Here is a 16,165-nt window from a genome sequence, read left to right as displayed (position 1 = left end):
CCCTGCCGTGGCGCCCGCGCGCTCAGTGCGCTGCTTCGAGCTCCTCGGTCTCGTCCTCGGCCTCGTCCTCGTGCTCGCCGTCGTGCGACGCCTCATCTACGTCCTCGTGGTGCTCGTGCTCGCCGTGCTCGTGCTGGGCCGCGATGATCTCCTCGGCCTGCTGCACGACCGCGTCCTCGTCGGTCGCCACGCTGTCGAGCACCCCCTCGGGGCGGATGAGCTCGGTGACCTCGGCCATGAAGCTCGTCAGCTGATGCTGCTGCCAGCGCAGCTGGCGGGTGCGGTCCTCGGCGTCTCGGAGCACGGATTGCGCGTGCGTGGTCACGGTCTCGATGATGTGCTGCGCCTTGTCGCGGGCGCGGTCGAGGGTCTCGCGGGCACGGATGCGGGCGTCGGCCTCGATCTGCTGGGCCTGCGCCCGCATGAGCTTCTCGAAGTCGTCGGCCTTGGCCGAGACGCGCTGCGCGTGATCGAGCGATGCGGCGACCTGCTCGTTCGCGTCCTGCGTGATGCGCTCGGCGTGAGCGACGGCTTGGTTGTGCAGGACGAGGAACTCCTGCTGCGCGTCGTCCTGACGACGGGTGAGCGACTCCTCGAACTCGAGGGCGCGCACACGCAGCTCGCGCACGGCCTGCTCGGCCTCGGTGCGGTCGCGCGTGGTCTCGCGCGAGACCATCGAGCGCAGGGCTGCCGCTCCCTTCTCAGCCTCGGAGCGTATCGCCGCGGCCTCCTGCTCGGCCTGAGACACCTTCTCGGCGGCGTGGGCCGACTCACGCGCGAGCTGGGCCTGGTGGGCGGTCAGCTCGGTGTCGACGCGGAGGCGGATCTGCTGGGCGTCGTGCTGGGCCTGCTGCAGGATGGCCTCGGCCTCGGCCTGCACCTCCTTGCGACGCGCGGCGATCTCCTCGCGCGCGGCCTCGAGCAGTCGGTCGCCCTGGACGCTGGCGTTGCGGATGAGGGTGCCCGCCTGCTCCTCGGCGACGCGCAGGATCTCCTCGAACTGGTGGCGGTTCCCAGAGTCGCCGCCGCCGGCGTCGGCGCCCACGAGTTCGTCGGTGAGCACCTGCACCTTCTGCTCCGCAGCGCTCGCGCGGGCGGTGGCGGCGGTCAGCTCGGCCGACAGTCGCTCGACCTCGTCGCGGTCGTCGGCGTTCGCCGCATCCCGCTCGCCCTTCAGCTTCTCGGCCTGCTCGCGAGCGGACGCACCGGCGGCCTGCTCCTCGGCGAGGCGCTTGGCGGTCTCGCGGTTCTTGGTGTTCGCTGCGGCGAGGTCCGCCTCGAGGCGCTCCACCGTTCGGCGGTTCTGCTGCACGGCGGCCTGCGCGGCGCGGCGGAAGCGCTCCTCGAGCTCTGCGGCCTCGTCGTTCTTCGCCTGCAGCTGCGACGTCAGCTTCGACAGGGCCGCGTCGACCTCTTCGCGGTCGTAGCCGCGGAAGACGGTCGCGAATCCAGCGGCGGCCGGCGCACTGGAGTCGTTGACGAGCACGTCGAAGGGGTTGGTCGCCGGGGCGGCGGAGGTGCGGTTCTGTTCGGACTGGTCGGGCATGCCGATGCTCGCTCTCGCGTGAAAGGGGGGTCCGGGTCGTCGGCGGGCGACACCGGGATGCTCGCTCGCGCGGCTCGCTTCGGATCGGGTTCCGGCAACGGGTCGGACGCACCGCAACGTGCTGAGCGGGGGCAGGGTTCAAGAGAGGATACATCCGCTTCCGATGAGGAAGAAACGGGATGCCGCACCCCCTTCCCGCGGCATCCCGACGTCCCTCCGCGGGGCGGCGACCTCCCGCGTCAGAGAACCGTCGCCGGCTCGCGAGGCGACCGCGACCCCGGCTGACCGCGATCGAAGTACTCGATCGTCTCCTCAGGAAGCTCCGGGATGTCGAGGGCCCCCTGGTCGCTGCGCAGCGACTGCGCCGCCAGCACTCCGACAGCGACCGCCTGACGAGCCGCTACGGGGGAGGTCTGCGTCTCTCCTCCTTCGATGACGAAGCGGATGAATTCGTCGATCAGCTTCGGGTCCGCGCCTCCGTGGGATCCGGTGGCCGCGGGAATCGGCAGCACGACGTCGGGCTCCGCGTACCCGTTGTGTCGGCGGGTCCACACGTGGATCTCGCCCTCCGTGTCGCCCCGGTTCTCGAGCCGCCCCTCCGTGCCGATGACGGTGTAGCTCCGCCAGTAGTCCGGCGTGTAATGACACTGCTGATACGTCGCGAGCACGCCATTGTCCAGTTGCATGGTGACCAGCGAGAGGTCCTCGACGTCGACCTTCGGGTTGATGCCCGTCACCGCCCGCGGCGGCCAGTTCTTCGCGTCGATCCAGTCCGTCATGAGCTCTCCGGCCGGCGTGCCGCGCTCGCCCAGGTCGCCGTAGACGGTCAATCCGCCCATGGCCGACACCCGCGTCGTATAGCCGTCGGCGAGCCAGTGGACCACGTCGATGTCGTGCGCGCCCTTCTGCAGCAGAAGGCTCGTCACGTGGGCACGCTCCGCGTGCCAGTCCTTGAAGTAGTAGTCGCCGCCGTTGCCGACGAAGTGTCGCACCCAGATCGACTTCACCTCTCCGATGCGTCCGGAGCGGATGACGTCTCGCATCGTCGTGATCACCGGCAGGTGCCGCATGTTGTGCCCGAGGTACAACCGCGTCCCGGTGCGGCGCGCGGTCTCCAGCATCCGATCCGCGTCCTCCACGGTGACGGCGATCGGCTTCTCGCAGAACACCGCGACCCCCGCCTCGAGACATGCGAGCGTGATCTCCGCGTGCGTATCGTCCGGGGAGAGGACGAAGACCGCTTCGACCCCCGAGGACAGGAGATCGTCGAGGTCAGCGGTGACCAGGGCGTCGGGGAACTGCGCCCGCGCGCGCCGCTGACCGCCCTCCGACGGGTCGCAGACCGCTGCGACCTCGATGTCGGAGCGCTGCAGCAGCTCCTCGGAGATGAGTGCTCGGATTCCGAAACCGACGATACCGACGGGCAACACCATGTCGTGATTTCCTTTCGGGGCCTTCTCTAGCCCTTGACGCCGGAGAAGGCGATCCCTTTGATGAACTGACGTTGGAGGACGAGGAAGACGATGATCATCGGCAGCGAGGCCAGCAAGGCTCCCGCCATGAGAAGGGGGTCGTCCTTGAGGCGCAGGTCGGTCAGGAGCGTCAGTCCGACACTGAGCGGCATGGAGTTCTCATCGCTCGAGACGATGAGCGGCCAGAGGAAGTCGTTCCAGGACCACAGGGAGGTCAAGACGATCAGTGCGATGATGCCCGGCTTGGCCAGGGGAAGCATCACGTACCAGAAGATCTGCCATTCGTTGGCGCCGTCCAGGCGGGCGGCTTCTTCCATGTCCATCGGGAGGGACTGGAAGAACTGGCGCAGCAGGAAGGTCCCGAAGACGCTGAACAGACCGGGCAGGGCGATTCCGAAGATCGTGTTCAGCATCCCGAGGTGCTGGATGATCTCGTACTGCGGAAGGATGAACAGCTGCCCGGGCACCATCAGGATGGCGAGGAATCCGATGAAGAGGATGTTCTTGCCCGGGAAGGTGAAGCGGGCGAAGCCGTAGCCGGCCATCGTGCACAGGGCGACCTGCCCGATGGTGCGGATCACGGTGAGCAGGACCGAGTTGCCGAGTAGGTGCCAGAACGGGATGGTGTTGAGCACCTTGTTGTATGCGCGCGTCGTCGGCGGCAGCGGCAGCACCTGGGGCGGGACGGATGCAGCGACCGAGAGCGTCTTGAACGAGGTCAGAATCTCCCAGATGAACGGGAAGATCATCAGGACGGCGCCCGCGATGAGCAGCGTGTAGACGAGCCACAGACGACGCGATTGACGCTTCCGGCCGCCCGAGCGCGCGAGCGTGATGCTCATCGTCTCACTCATAGTGCACCCACTTCTTCTGCAGCCCGAACTGGATGGCGCTCAGGATCAGGATGATGACGAGCAGGACACACGCGATGGCGGCGGCATAGCCCTGATCGTGAGTCATGAAGCCCTTCTCGAAGAAGAGCGAGACCATGCTCCTCGAGGCCGGATAGGCCGGGTTGGTCGCCGGGTCGACCATGAGGTAGATCAGGTCGAAGACCTGCATCGACGCGATGACGCTCAGAACGCACAACAGGAACGTCGTCGGAGAGATCAGCGGCACCGTGATGGAGAGGAACCTCCGTACCGGCCCGGCGCCATCCAGCTCCGCGGCCTCGTACAAGGACTCGGGCACGCCTTGGAGGCCGGCGATGAAGATGATGATCTGCGTGCCCAGCCCCATCCAGATTCCGACCAGCGCGACGACGACGATGTTCACCGTGGGCGTCGACAGCCAGGCGACGCCCGGCAGACCGATCCCGCGAAGCACGGTGTTGATGATCCCGTTGTCGACGTTGAGGAGGAGGCGCCACACCAGCGACACCGCGACCGGCATCGTCACGACGGGCAGGAAGTAGATCACCCGGAACGTGCCGCGGAATCGGAGACCGGCCGTGTTCAATAGCGCCGCGATCACCAGTGCGATCGGGATGCCGAGCAGGGCGATCCCCGCGTAGAGCAGCGTGTTCAGCAACGCACCGCCCAGTTCGGGCTGGGTGAAGACGGTCACGAAGTTGTCGAGCCCCACCCAGCTGCTTCCGCCGAAAGCGCCGACCTTCTCGAAGGCCATCTCGATTCCGCGAACGATGGGCCAGAAGTAGAACGCCGCCAGCCCGACGAAGGCCGGCCCGATGAACAGCAGCGCCCACCAGTTGGACTTGCGGTTGCGTCTCCGCCGCGTGGGCGCACCGGGAATGGTGCGCCCACGCGTGGTGGAGATCTCTTGTTCGAGAACGGTCACCGACTACTCCTTGGCGAGAGCGTCGTTCATCTGCTTCGCGAGGTCCTGCAGCCCCTGCTCCGGGGTGGTCTTCCCCGAGTAGATGTTGTTGATCTGGGTGCCCTCGAAGGCGTTCCACACCGCCGTGTTCTTGGAGATCGGGTAGGGCGCAGCCACCTTCGCCTCGTCCAGGAAGATCTGTGCGTCCAGGTCGGGCAGCGCCTTCACCCACTCCTGCTGGGTGCCGTTGTACGCGGGGATGACGGTGCCGGTGGTGGCCTGGATCTCGGCGGACTGCTTGCCGCTCAGGAACGCGGCAAGCTTCTCGGCCCAGCCGACGTTCTTGGACTTCGCATTGGCGACGTTCGCGAGGCCGTGGATGACAGAGACGTTGCTGTCGGGACCGGCCGGCAGAGGCGCCACGCCCACGTGACCCTTCAGACCGTCCGCCTTGCTGTAGGTGCCCGCGGCCCAGGAACCGTCCCAGAACATGCCCATCTTGCCCGAGCTGAACGTGTCGCCCGGCCAAGTGTCCGTGATCTGCTGCAGGCTCGGCGAGGAGCCGTTCTTGATCAGGTCGTTCCAGAAGTTGATCCCCTGCAGCGCCTCGGGCGAGTCGTAGCCGGACGTCTTGCCATCGCTGCTGATGATGTGGCCGCCGGCCTGCAGGATCGTGTTGTAGAACGTCATCTGGCCGTACGGGGCGGATGCGGTGCCCCACACGCCCTTGGCCGGATCGGACAGCTTCTTCGCGTCGGCCTGGAACTCCTCCCACGTCCATCCCGCCTTGGGGTAGGCGAGACCGGCGGCATCGAACAGCGCCTTGTTGTAGTAGACACCGATGGTGTCGTAGTCCTTCGGAGCCCCGTACAGCTTGCCGTTGTAGGTGTACAGGTCGACGAGGGACTTCGGGTAGTTGCCTTTGTCTCGGCCCACGGCGTCATCCAGGGGGGCGAGCTGGTTGTTCGAGGCGTACAGCTGGAAGTTCGGACCGTTCAGCCAGAAGACGTCCGGGCCCGCGCCCGCGGTCAGCTGCGTCTGCAGCTTCGTCCAATAGTCCTTCGCGGGAACGACCACGATGTCGACCTTGACATTCGGGTTCGACTTGGTGAACTCATCCGCGGCCTGCTTCAGAGCAGGCTTCTGATTCTGGTCCCAGATCGCGTAGTTCAGCGTCACGGGACTCTTCGACAAGCCGCCGTCGGCCGCGCTCGACGATGCCGAGCAGGCGCTGAGGGCGACCGCGGCGGCGGCGGCGACGCTTGTCGCGACCACGAATCGGTGAGGCATCTTCGCCACGATTCTCCTACTTTCTGTGCTGTGAACTTTCGTTGCTGAAACGTTTAGTCATTGAAGTGGATGACGATTGCTTAAACGTTTCGGGCTGCCATGATCTTGCATGTTACAGACATCGGATGTCAAGGGGTTCGGGACAAGTTGCGTGAAGAACGCGACGAGGGCGCTCCCCTGTCGGATCAGCGCGCCGGCCGTGCAGTGCGATCAGCTGCCCACCGTCGACTGGCGCGCGAACAGCTCCGGCTGAAGGTCCAGCAATCGACCGGTCGGTGCATCCGGGTGGTCGGCCCGTTCGAACAGGAAGTCGGCGATCTGGCGACCGAGCTCCGGCGAGCCGACAGAGCTCAATCCCACGGCCGCGGACTGCGCGGCATCGCCGATGCCGATCACCGCAACGTCTTCGGGAACGCGGAGCCCGAGCTCTCGGGCGACGTTCACGGTCGCGTATCCGGCGAAGTCGGCCGACGCGAACACGGCGGTGGGGCGATCCGGCCTCCGCAGCAGCTCGCGTGCCGCTCGGTAGGGGTCCACGAGATTCCGCTCGTACGGCTGGATGTACCCGTCCGGCACGGGGATGCCGGCATCCGCCATCATCGCCTGATACGCGTTCAGACGCTGGTCCTGCTCACCCCCGTACTGGGAAGCCAGGAAGCCGATGGCACGATGACGCTCGAGCAGGTGCGCCATCGCGATCTCGCTCGCGCGGCGGTCGTCGAAGCGGACGACGTCGAACCCGCGGGGTTCGAGCGTGGATGAGTAGATGGCGACCTTGCCGGCTACCGCCCCGAGCTGCTCCACGCACTCCTCGGGTGTCGAGCCGACTGCCGCGGCGACGAACGCAGCGTCGAATTCCACGCGCTTGAGCGCTGCCGAGTAGTCCGTGTCGACCGCGATCAGCGCGGTCAGTCCGTGCTGGGGGGCGAGGGCGGTGACGGATTCCGCGATGCCGACAGTCCAGGGATCGCCGAGCATGTGCAGCACGAGCTGGAGGACGCCCGTGCGCCCGGTGCGGACGGACCGCGCCATCGAGTTCGGGCTGTACTCGAGTTCACGGGCGGCCGCCTCGACGCGAGCTCTCGTCTCCGACGACACACGCGCCCCGCGGGCACGGGAACCGGTCAGCGCATACGACGCCGTCGCCACCGAGACGTCGGCGAGCGTCGCCACATCGCGGATGGTGACCCGCCGCACTGGTTCCACCGTTCCTCCTCAGCCATCGGACGACGGCGCACGCAGGCCATATCCTAGGCGCCCCGCTGCAGCCGGGATCCGATCGTGCCACCCGTGTCGAGGGCGACGACGGGCGCCGCTGCGGATGGCCACCCTGGCCACACCGAGGAGACGATCCACGTCGCCCCACGCCTGCGGGGTCGGCCTCTCGATCGTTCCGGGGATGAAAGCCGTCGTCGTGTTCCGAGAGCGGTCCGTCAGGCGTAGGACGCGATGAACCGCCGCCGGTCCATCAGGGGGTCATGACGGTGACGTTCCGCGAGGGCAAGGGCACCCGCGGCGGAGTTCCCTCGAGGGGAGACCACGTCCGACGTCGGCAGCTGCTCGCGGACAGCCGCCTGAAAGCTCTCGAGCAGGATTCCGCCGATTCCGAACAGCCCACCGCTCCATGACACCCGCGTGGCCCATCCGTGCGCCGCCGCCGTGAGCGTGCCTGCCAGCTCGCGCCCCGCGACGATCAGGATCTGCTGCGCGCGCTGATCGCCTGCCGCCGCGGCCTCCGCGACGCACGGTGCGAACGCGGCGAGCTCGTGCGCGGTCGCCTCCGCCGCGTAGATGAGCTTGACGACCCGATCGGGCGGACCGAGCTCGCGCTCGAGGAGTGCGAGCAGCGCGGGCGAACCGTCGGCACGCCCGTCCACAGCCCGCAGCGCGGCGCCGATCCCGTGCCGCCCGACCCACGAGCCGCTTCCCGCATCCCCCACGAGATAGCCCCACCCGTCGCCGCGCCGCCAGATCCGGTCGAAGTCGGTTCCGAGGGCGACGGCACCGGTCCCCGCCGCGATGACGGCACCGGGATGGAAGCCGAGTGCGCCGATGTGGCTTGTCAGCGCGTCGGCCGCGAGGATCACGACCGAGGCCCCGGACCGCTCCCGCAGATCGCGCGCGAACGCATCGGTGTCGGGGAAGAGGTCGGGGTAGCCCGTCACGCCGACGGCGAGGACGTCGATGCGGCCTCGATCGGCGGACGCCGAAGCGACAGCGGAGGCGATAGCCTCGGCGAGCCTTCGCGGCTCGATGCTCGAACGCCTGTGAATTGCGCCGGGAAAGGTGTGCTCCCGGACCGGCGCACCATCACGCACCGCAACCCGGATGCCGCCACCCCCGACATCCACGCCTGCGACGGTCACGCGCGGAGGCCGCCTCGCGCGAGCGCGTCGCGCAGGGACCCGTCAGACAGCTCGAGCAGGCGCGCCGCCGCCTCTGAAGGGAGCCCGGTGCGCAGGCTGACAAGTGCGACGTCGATGCGATCGGAGGACGCGGCGAGTGCGTCTTCGATCGCATCGAGGTCGGCAGACGTAGCCTCGGCGAGCACTCTCGTCGCCCGATCGCGCAGCTTCGCGTTGCTGATGGTCATCCCGGCCATCAGATTCGAGCACGTGCGCCCGCGCGAGATCATCAAGGCAGTGGAGAACGCGTTCAGCAGGACCTTGGTCGCGGTGCCGGCCTTCAGACGTGTCGACCCCGTCAGCGCCTCCGGCCCGGTGTCCGCCACGACGACGATGTCGGCCTCGATCGCCGCATCCGGATTGCAGGTGAGCAGGATCCGCCCAGCGCCCAGCTCAGCCGCGCGCTCCAGAGCGCCGGCGACATAGGCGGTCGACCCGGATGAGGTGATCGCGAACGCGAGATCGCCGATGCGCAGGACCTCGGCATCCGCCCGTCCGAGCTCGAACGCGTCCTCGAAGTCGAGCGACGAGTCGACGAGGGCCTCGACGCCGCCCGGAAAGTGGGCCTCGACCGTCGATCTCGCGATCCCGAACGTGGGCGTCAGCTCGGTCGCATCCAGGACGGCGAGCCGCCCCGAGGCGCCGGCCCCGAAGTAGTGGATCCGCCCGCCGCTGCGCAGGACGTCCGACGCCGCATCGACGGCGAGCGCAAGCCGCTCGGCCGCCGCGATCGCCGCGGCGACCGCTGCCGCATCCTCTCTGAGGATCAGCTCTATCGCCTCGAGGGCGGGCACACGATCGATGGCGCGCGTCTCGGGATTCCGCTGTTCCGTCGCGGTCATGGGAGCTCCTTCTCAGCATCGGGTCGGCGTGTCGTCACTCCTTCGTGGCTCCGGCCGTCAGGCCCGCCACCAGGGTGCGCTGGGAGAACAGGAAGATGAACAGCACCGGCAGGATCGAGACGATCGCCGCCAGAGCGAGCTCGGGCCGGAGGATGTGCAGCTGGGCGCCGCCTGCTCCCGGGCTGAACGCCGGCGAGGAGGCGATCATCTGCTTGAGTCCGACCTGCACCGGGAAGTCCTGGTCGTCGCCGAGCATGATGAACGGGAGGAAGTAGTTGTTCCAGTTCGCGACGAAGCCGAAGAACCCGACGAGTCCGATGATCGGGGTCGACAGCGGGACGGCGATGTGACGGAAGACCTGCCAGTCGGTGCACCCGTCGATGCGCGCCGCCTGGATGAGAGCCGGCGGGATGCTCGTCGAGAAGTAGATGAACGCGAGGTACACGCCGAAGGGGAAGAATGCGAACGGCAGGATCACCGACCATGCGGTGCCCACGAGACCGATCGCGCTGAGTTCGAGGAAGGTCGGGAGGACCAGTGCCGACGTCGGCACGAACATGATGATCAGTGTCGAGATCAGGATCGTCTTCCGGCCTCGGAACTCCAGGTGCGCCAGAGCGTAGCCCGCCGGTATGGCGACGACGAGGGTCAGGATCAGCGCGACGCCCGAGTAGACCACGGAGTTCCGGAGCCACGCGAAGATCGCGCCGTTCTCGAACGCGACCACGTTGTTCCATGCCGTCGCGATCGCACCGAAGGACCCGAAGGAGAACGGAGGCTGCGACGTCAGCTGCGCATCCGTCTTCGTCGTCGCGAGCAGCAGCCAGATCACCGGCACGATGAACAGCGCCGCGCCGGCGAGGAGGACTCCGGCCGTACCGACGCCCGCGATCGTCCGACCTGTTGTGGGGCGGGTCATGCCTCTTCAGCCTCCGTGTTGAACAGTCCGGTGCGGAACACCACGATGAGGGCGCCTGCGACTCCGAGGATCAGGATGCAGACCGCGATGGCGGCGGCGCCGTTGAAGTCGTTCTGCTGGAATGCGTACTGGTAGGCGAGCTGGTTCGGCGACCACGAGGGATCCACGCCTCCGCGGGTGGCGGCCCCCACCAACCCCGGTTCGACGAAGAGCTGGATGCCCGCCCCGAACGCGAGGACCACCATGTACACGATCCACTTGCGGATGAGGGGGATCTGGATGCGCCAGGCGATGCTCCACCGCCCCGCGCCGTCGATCTTGGCCGCCTCGATCAGTTCCGCCGGGATGTTGTTGAGCGCGCCGTACATCACGAGGATCCAGCCGCCGGCGCCCGTCCAGAAGGCGATGATCACGAAGATGACCGGCAGGTTCTCCTCGTAGGTGACCTCCTGGATGTTCGAGAAGCCGAGTGCCTGGAGGACTCCTCCGACCGGGGAGGCGGAGGGGTCGAGCATGAACACCCACACGAGGACGCTCGCGACCCCCGCGAGCGCCCCGGGGATGTAGTAGGTGAATCGCAATGCCGAAGACACGCGAGGATGCTGCTGGTGGATGAGCAGTGCGAAGAGCACGGTCAGGATCGTGAGCGAGGTCAGCCAGATCACCGAGTACCAGCCGACGTGCGCGAATGCAGTCGGGAAGCGGTAGTCCTGGAAGACCTTCAGGAACTGACCGAGGCCGGTGAATTGACCGAGCCGGTTGGTGAGGGCGAGGTACAGCGCGTACACCGCAGGGATGATGCCGAACATGAGGAGCAGCACCACGTGAGGCGCGACGAATGCGTATCGCGCGATACCCCGCCCTCCAGACATTACTTCTTCACCTCGTAGCCGCTCGCGGCCGCGCGCTTCTGCGCCGTGTCCTGCCAGGACGGAAGCTGCGACTCGATGCTCTGCCCCTTCAGCACCTGCGGCAGAATCGTGCCCGTCCAGATCTGGTTCTGGTCGACGAGAGCCGACTGCGACCATCCGCTCCAGACCTCGTTCGCCGCCTGCTGGAACACCGCGGCGACGTCGCCGGCGAAGTAGGTCGTGTTGGCCGGGTTCTTCAGCCACGCGACCGCCGCCGGCCCGTACGCCGGGTACGTCGGCGCGTTCGACTGAAGGTCGATGTCCGTCGCGACGTAATCGAGGAACTTCGCGGCCAGCTTGATGTTCTTGCTGTGCGACGACGCGAACCAGGTCCCGCCACCCACGTTGCCCGTGATGCGGTCGCTCGCGCCCTCCCACTGCAGCGGAGCCGCGACCGCCATCTGCGCGGCCGGCACCTTGAGATAGTCGGCGAAGAGGTACTTGCCGTACCAGGACGGTCCGACGGACATCAGGGTCTTCTGCCCGTAGGCGTTCAGGTAGGTGGTCCCTGCGAAGACGGAGTCGGTGGCGAGCGACTTGTCGGCCACCATTCCGTCGAGCAGCTTCGCCATCTTGACGCACTTCTCGTCAGACGTGTTCGACGAGAACAGGTTGCCCTTCAGGACGTTCGCCGGGCAGCCGGCACCCCAGAAGTACTGCATCGGCGCCTGGTCGCCCACCGAGCCCATGACATATCCGGGGTGCTCCGCGGCGAGCTTCTTGCCAAGAGCCGCGAACTCTTCCCACGTCGTCGGGACCGTGTAGCCGAACTGGTCCATGAGCGTCTTGTTGTACCAGAGCATGTTCTGGGCGAGGTCGTTGCGAAGGCAGACGATCTTGCCGTCGATCGTGCACGGATCGAGGGCGGCGCCTTGGAAAGCCGTGAGCTTCTTCTCCGAGATCAGCCCGTTGTTCAGAGTGGCGGCGTACGGCGTCGGTCCCGTGCCGGCCCAGCTCGGGTCGGTCGTCTGCGAACTCCAGATGACATCCGGCCATCCCTTTCCTGCCTTGTCGGCGAGGGCGATCTTCGCCTGCAGGCTGTCTGCTCCCTGCGCGTTCTGATCGATGGTGACGATCTTGATGGCGGGCGACGGGTATTTCTTCGCGAACGCCTCCGCCATCGGCTGGCGGGTTGCGTCGACCCATACCGTGATCGGGGCCTTCGGGTCCTGGGTGACGGGAGCGACGGTGCCGCTCGTGTTCTTCCCCGCGTCGACCGAGGCGCATCCCGCTGCACTGAGCGCGATCGCCCCGGCAATGAGGACGGTGGCTATTCCGCGCCAGGTGAAACGGCGCTGTCTCCTTTGGGACATCGTGATCCTTTCGTGGTGTTCGGATGAGACGGAGTCTCGGGTCTAGCTCTCGACGACAGGTGACGGGTTGACGTACTGCTGGAGCTCCGGCGAATATTCGAGTCCGCGCGGAAGGGAGACGCCCGGTCCGACGGGCGCATGCAGGTTCCCCTGGGTGTCGACACCGTCCCACCGCTCGAATCCGGGGTGGGTGACGAGGACCTCGAAGTAGCTCGCGTTCTGGATCGCCATGCACAGGTGGCGCTCGGGTTCACCCATGCCATGCGGCTCCGCTCGGACACGGAACGCCTCGGCGACGTGAGCCGTGCGCAACGCCCCGGTGATCCCGCCCCGCAGCTCCGCGGAGATCCGGACGCCGAAGGTCGCGGCACCGGCCTTGATGAAGTCCGCGGAGTTCATGAACGACCCATCCGATGTCTCCGCGGACAGCAGCGGCACCCGGACGGCGCGGGCGAGCTCGGCATATGCGGACAGGGAGAACTCGCGCATCGGCTCCTCGTACCAGAGGTAGCCGGCATCCGCGAGCGCGTGGCCCAGGGAGATCGCATCGGGGAGATCGAAGCCTGCGGACCCGTCGTACATGAGCGGGACATCGGGGCCCACGTGGGCGCGAAGCGCGCGACACAGGGCAGCGTCCCGGCGAGCATCGCCCCACGCGTGCAGTTTGATCGCCGGGTAGCCGAGCTCGACCGCACGGTCCGCCACCGAGAGGAACTCGTCCGTCGTATCGAAGGTCGTCGTCGACGCGTAGACCGGGATCTTCGTCCGCGCCCCGCCGAGAAGCTGCCAGAGCGGCATCTCCGCGGAACGGGCCGCGAGATCCCACAGGGCGAGATCCACGAGTCCGAAGTAGGGCAGAGCGAACTCCTCGATCCGGTCCATCTCCCACATCGCGTGGTACAGCAGCTCACGCTGGAGGGGGTCCTGTCCCACGAGCATGTCCCGCCAGACCCGGTCGACGAGGTCGCGCACGACGACAGCGCTGCCGGGACGCCCGGCGAACGCCACGCCCGACGCTCCGGAGTCGGTGCCGATGCGCAACACCGCGCGCTCCCCGCCCGATCCGCTGCCCGGCAGCCCACCGCGCCACTTGAACGATGGGGACGGACTCGGAACGCTCACCGTCGACACCTCGACATGGGTGATCTTCACTCGGGTTCCACTCCTTCGGAGACTCTGCTTTCGCGACATCTGTGTCGTGATTGGGCAGACGTTACACGTTTGACCTTTACGCCGCAAGCTACTATTCTCGACACAAGACGGCGACAGCCCGAGGGGTGTGAATGATGACCGAGCCGCAAACCGCTCCGACGGGACCCGAGGCGGCGCAGGGCGTCGCCCGCGCCGGCGTGGATGCCCCCCGAGCCGCGCGATCGCGCCCTCCGCGCCGGCTCAGCACGTCGATCGCGGAGGAGCTGCTCCGCCGAATCGTCTCCGGCGAATATCCGGTGGGCACCCAGATGCCCCCCGAGCCTCTGCTCATCGACGAGTTCGAGGTGAGCCGTCCGGTCGTCCGCGAGGCGGTCAAGACACTGGAGTCGGCGGGACTGGTCACCATCCGCCAGGGCGATGGGACGATCGTGCGCGAGCGCGCACGGTGGAGCATGCTCGATCCGCGGGTGCTCCGCTTCGCCCTGGTCTATGACACCGGCGATCGGCTCCTCGACGATGCGACTGAACTGCGCGCCGAGCTCGAGCGTGCGCTGATCGCCGAAGCAGCTCCGAAGCTCACCGATGCGGACTTCGCGGTGATGGCGGAGCAGTTGCACGTGATGGACGTCGCGACGGACTACATCGAGCTGGGGCGAGCGGACCTCGCATTCCACCAGACGTATCGGGACCGCTCCGGGAACGAGCTCAAGTCGAGCCTCGTGAGACTGCTGCTCGAGGAGATGCCTCCCCCGGAGCGCCTCGCCCGGCAGCCGCGAGCCATGTACGACGTGGCGAATCGTCAGCACTGGGAGATCTACCGCGCTCTGAAGGACGGACGCACCGACGATGCGATGGATGCCGTCACACGGCACGTTCGCGAGATGTGGACATGGCGCCTGCCTGAGTCGCACTGAGAGTCCGGTCGGCTGCATCGCGCGCCCCGGGCAGCGCGGGCGAGGCAAGCGCTCAGGGCTGGAAGGGCCACACGAGCGGCACATACAGCACAGCCACGGCGAGGTAGAGGGCGACCAGCGGCAGCCCGAGCTTCCAGTAGTCGCCGAATCGGTAGCCTCCCGGCTCCATCACCATGAGGTTCGCCGGTGTCGCGATCGGCGTGAGGAACGCCGCCGCTCCCGCGACCGCGAGCGCCATCATGAACGGCTGCACCGAGAGGTGCAGGTCGGCGGCCATCGACACCGCGATCGGGGCGACGACGAGCACGGTCGCGACGTTGCTGATCAGCTGGCCGAGGACGACCGTCAGGAGGCAGAGCGCCAGCAGCGCGACATACGGGCCGCCCGTGCCGAGGAAGGACAGCAGCCAGCCGGCCACGAGCTCGGACGTGCCGGTCTGAAGGAACGCCGTCGACAGCGGGATCATGCCGGCGATGAGGATGACGGTCGTCCAGGAGATCGAGTGGTAGGCCTGGGTCAGCGAGACCGCGCGCGTGAGGATCAAGGCGCCGGCGGCGAGGAGCGCGGCGACCGCCGGAGGGACGAGTCCGGTCGCGAGCAGCACGACCATCCCGGCGAGGACGATGATCGAGCGCTTCGCGCCGCGCCCCAGGGGGACGGCTCGGCGCAGTGACGCGGGCGGATCGACCGCGAGAACGGCCGGCCCGTCGGCCTGGCGCGCGAGGTCGTCCCAGCTGCCCTGCAGCAGCAGCGCGTCGCCTGCCTGGACGCGGAAGTGCTGGCCTTTCAGCAGGTCGTCGCCGCGCCGTGCGGCGAGGACGACGAGGTCGCCGCTCGGCGTGGACATCCCGGCGCACAGACGCTGGCCGATGAGCGGAGACCGTGGTGCGACCAGCACCTCCGTCACCCCGCTCGCGGGGCCGAGCAGCGCTCCGGTGTCAATGCTCAGCGAGTACTGCTGGCGGAGCATCCGGGCGTGCCGCGCGAGATCGGTCGGCATGAGCGCTCCAGCGCGATCGGGCAGCAGGTGCTTGCCGAAGAGCAGCAGGATGACGACGGTTCCGATGAGCAGCGGGGCGCCCGCGAGCGCGAACTCGAAGAACCCGAAGGCATGACCGCCGCTCTCGGCTGCGATCTCCGAGACGATGATGTTCACAGGCGTCCCGGTCAGCGCCAGCAGCGATCCCGCGTGCGCGGCGAAGGCGAGCGGGATGAGCAGCTGGGACGACGGGATGCCGGCGCGCGCCGCCACGACCACCACCAGAGGCAGGAGCGCCGCCACAGAGGCGTTCACCGTGATGAGAGCGGTCGTGACCGCGACCAGCAGCGAGATCGCGACGAGGAGCGCGACCCGGCCGGTTCCCGCGCGTCCGATCACCTTCTGCGCCACCCACACCGTCACACCCGACGCATCCAGCGATTCGCTGACGACGAAGAGCGCCGCGATGAAGATCACCGTCGGATCGCCGAATCCCGCGAGCGCCTGTTGAAGCGTGAGCACCCCGGTGAAGAACAGTGCGAGCGAGACCCCGACGGCCACGACGGCGAGGGGCACGCGATTGCTCACGAAGGCGACGATCGCCAGCCCCAGGATCAGCAGCGTTGCGACGACGGGGTCCACGCGG

At 67.7% G+C, this 16,165-nt stretch carries 14 protein-coding genes; 1 reads left to right on the top strand and 13 read right to left on the bottom strand.

Annotation, left to right across the window (positions count from 1 at the left end; translation table 11 throughout):
- Nucleotides 1–22 precede the first annotated feature (22 nt).
- The 12 genes from AC0NZN_RS09480 to AC0NZN_RS09425 form a co-directional block, all read right to left on the bottom strand.
- Nucleotides 23–1,546 (bottom strand): DivIVA domain-containing protein, encoded by a 1,524-nt coding sequence (locus AC0NZN_RS09480; protein WP_474592047.1) that lies wholly within the window; start codon nucleotides 1,544–1,546, stop codon nucleotides 23–25.
- Nucleotides 1,547–1,785: 239 nt separating this feature from the next.
- Nucleotides 1,786–2,979, bottom strand: coding sequence for a Gfo/Idh/MocA family protein (locus AC0NZN_RS09475; RefSeq protein WP_474592046.1), 1,194 nt, complete (start codon nucleotides 2,977–2,979; stop codon nucleotides 1,786–1,788).
- Nucleotides 2,980–3,005: 26 nt separating this feature from the next.
- A complete protein-coding gene (locus AC0NZN_RS09470; RefSeq protein WP_474592045.1) occupies nucleotides 3,006–3,860 on the bottom strand; it encodes a carbohydrate ABC transporter permease in 855 nt (284 codons plus the stop codon).
- A gap of 4 nt (nucleotides 3,861–3,864) precedes the next feature.
- The gene (locus AC0NZN_RS09465) at nucleotides 3,865–4,815 is read right to left on the bottom strand and encodes a carbohydrate ABC transporter permease (RefSeq protein WP_474592044.1); all 951 of its coding nucleotides are present in this window, start codon (nucleotides 4,813–4,815) and stop codon (nucleotides 3,865–3,867) included.
- Nucleotides 4,816–4,818: 3 nt separating this feature from the next.
- A complete protein-coding gene (locus AC0NZN_RS09460; protein WP_474592268.1) occupies nucleotides 4,819–6,084 on the bottom strand; it encodes an ABC transporter substrate-binding protein in 1,266 nt (421 codons plus the stop codon).
- Nucleotides 6,085–6,294: 210 nt separating this feature from the next.
- Complete coding sequence (locus tag AC0NZN_RS09455) at nucleotides 6,295–7,290, bottom strand: LacI family DNA-binding transcriptional regulator (RefSeq protein ID WP_474592043.1); 996 nt, start codon at nucleotides 7,288–7,290, stop codon at nucleotides 6,295–6,297.
- Nucleotides 7,291–7,517: 227 nt separating this feature from the next.
- Nucleotides 7,518–8,450, bottom strand: coding sequence for an N-acetylglucosamine kinase (locus AC0NZN_RS09450; protein ID WP_474592042.1), 933 nt, complete (start codon nucleotides 8,448–8,450; stop codon nucleotides 7,518–7,520).
- Nucleotides 8,447–9,331: an N-acetylmuramic acid 6-phosphate etherase gene (locus AC0NZN_RS09445; RefSeq protein WP_474592041.1), complete on the bottom strand. Its 885-nt coding sequence runs from the start codon at nucleotides 9,329–9,331 to the stop codon at nucleotides 8,447–8,449. Before AC0NZN_RS09445 ends, AC0NZN_RS09450 begins: the two co-directional genes overlap by 4 nt.
- Before the next feature lie 34 nt (nucleotides 9,332–9,365).
- Nucleotides 9,366–10,250, bottom strand: a complete 885-nt coding sequence (locus AC0NZN_RS09440; RefSeq protein WP_474592040.1) for a carbohydrate ABC transporter permease — start codon at nucleotides 10,248–10,250, stop codon at nucleotides 9,366–9,368.
- On the bottom strand, nucleotides 10,247–11,122 hold the full coding sequence (locus AC0NZN_RS09435; protein ID WP_474592039.1) for a carbohydrate ABC transporter permease: 876 nt from the start codon (nucleotides 11,120–11,122) through the stop codon (nucleotides 10,247–10,249). Before AC0NZN_RS09435 ends, AC0NZN_RS09440 begins: the two co-directional genes overlap by 4 nt.
- Nucleotides 11,122–12,474: an ABC transporter substrate-binding protein gene (locus AC0NZN_RS09430; RefSeq protein WP_474592038.1), complete on the bottom strand. Its 1,353-nt coding sequence runs from the start codon at nucleotides 12,472–12,474 to the stop codon at nucleotides 11,122–11,124. Before AC0NZN_RS09430 ends, AC0NZN_RS09435 begins: the two co-directional genes overlap by 1 nt.
- Before the next feature lie 42 nt (nucleotides 12,475–12,516).
- Nucleotides 12,517–13,626 (bottom strand): enolase C-terminal domain-like protein, encoded by a 1,110-nt coding sequence (locus AC0NZN_RS09425; protein WP_474592037.1) that lies wholly within the window; start codon nucleotides 13,624–13,626, stop codon nucleotides 12,517–12,519.
- 134 nt (nucleotides 13,627–13,760) lie between these two features.
- Between AC0NZN_RS09425 and AC0NZN_RS09420 the strand changes: the two genes are divergently transcribed.
- Nucleotides 13,761–14,540, top strand: a complete 780-nt coding sequence (locus AC0NZN_RS09420; RefSeq protein WP_474592036.1) for a FadR/GntR family transcriptional regulator — start codon at nucleotides 13,761–13,763, stop codon at nucleotides 14,538–14,540.
- Between the two features lie 52 nt (nucleotides 14,541–14,592).
- Here the strand turns inward: AC0NZN_RS09420 and AC0NZN_RS09415 are convergent, their stop codons facing one another.
- Nucleotides 14,593–16,161 (bottom strand): SLC13 family permease, encoded by a 1,569-nt coding sequence (locus AC0NZN_RS09415; RefSeq protein ID WP_474592035.1) that lies wholly within the window; start codon nucleotides 16,159–16,161, stop codon nucleotides 14,593–14,595.
- Between the last annotated feature and the right edge of the window lie 4 nt (nucleotides 16,162–16,165).

It is taken from the genome of Microbacterium sp. sgz311019, assembly GCF_056135325.1.
Note: the sequence above shows the minus strand (reverse complement) of the source record. Positions and strands in the feature narration are given on the sequence as shown.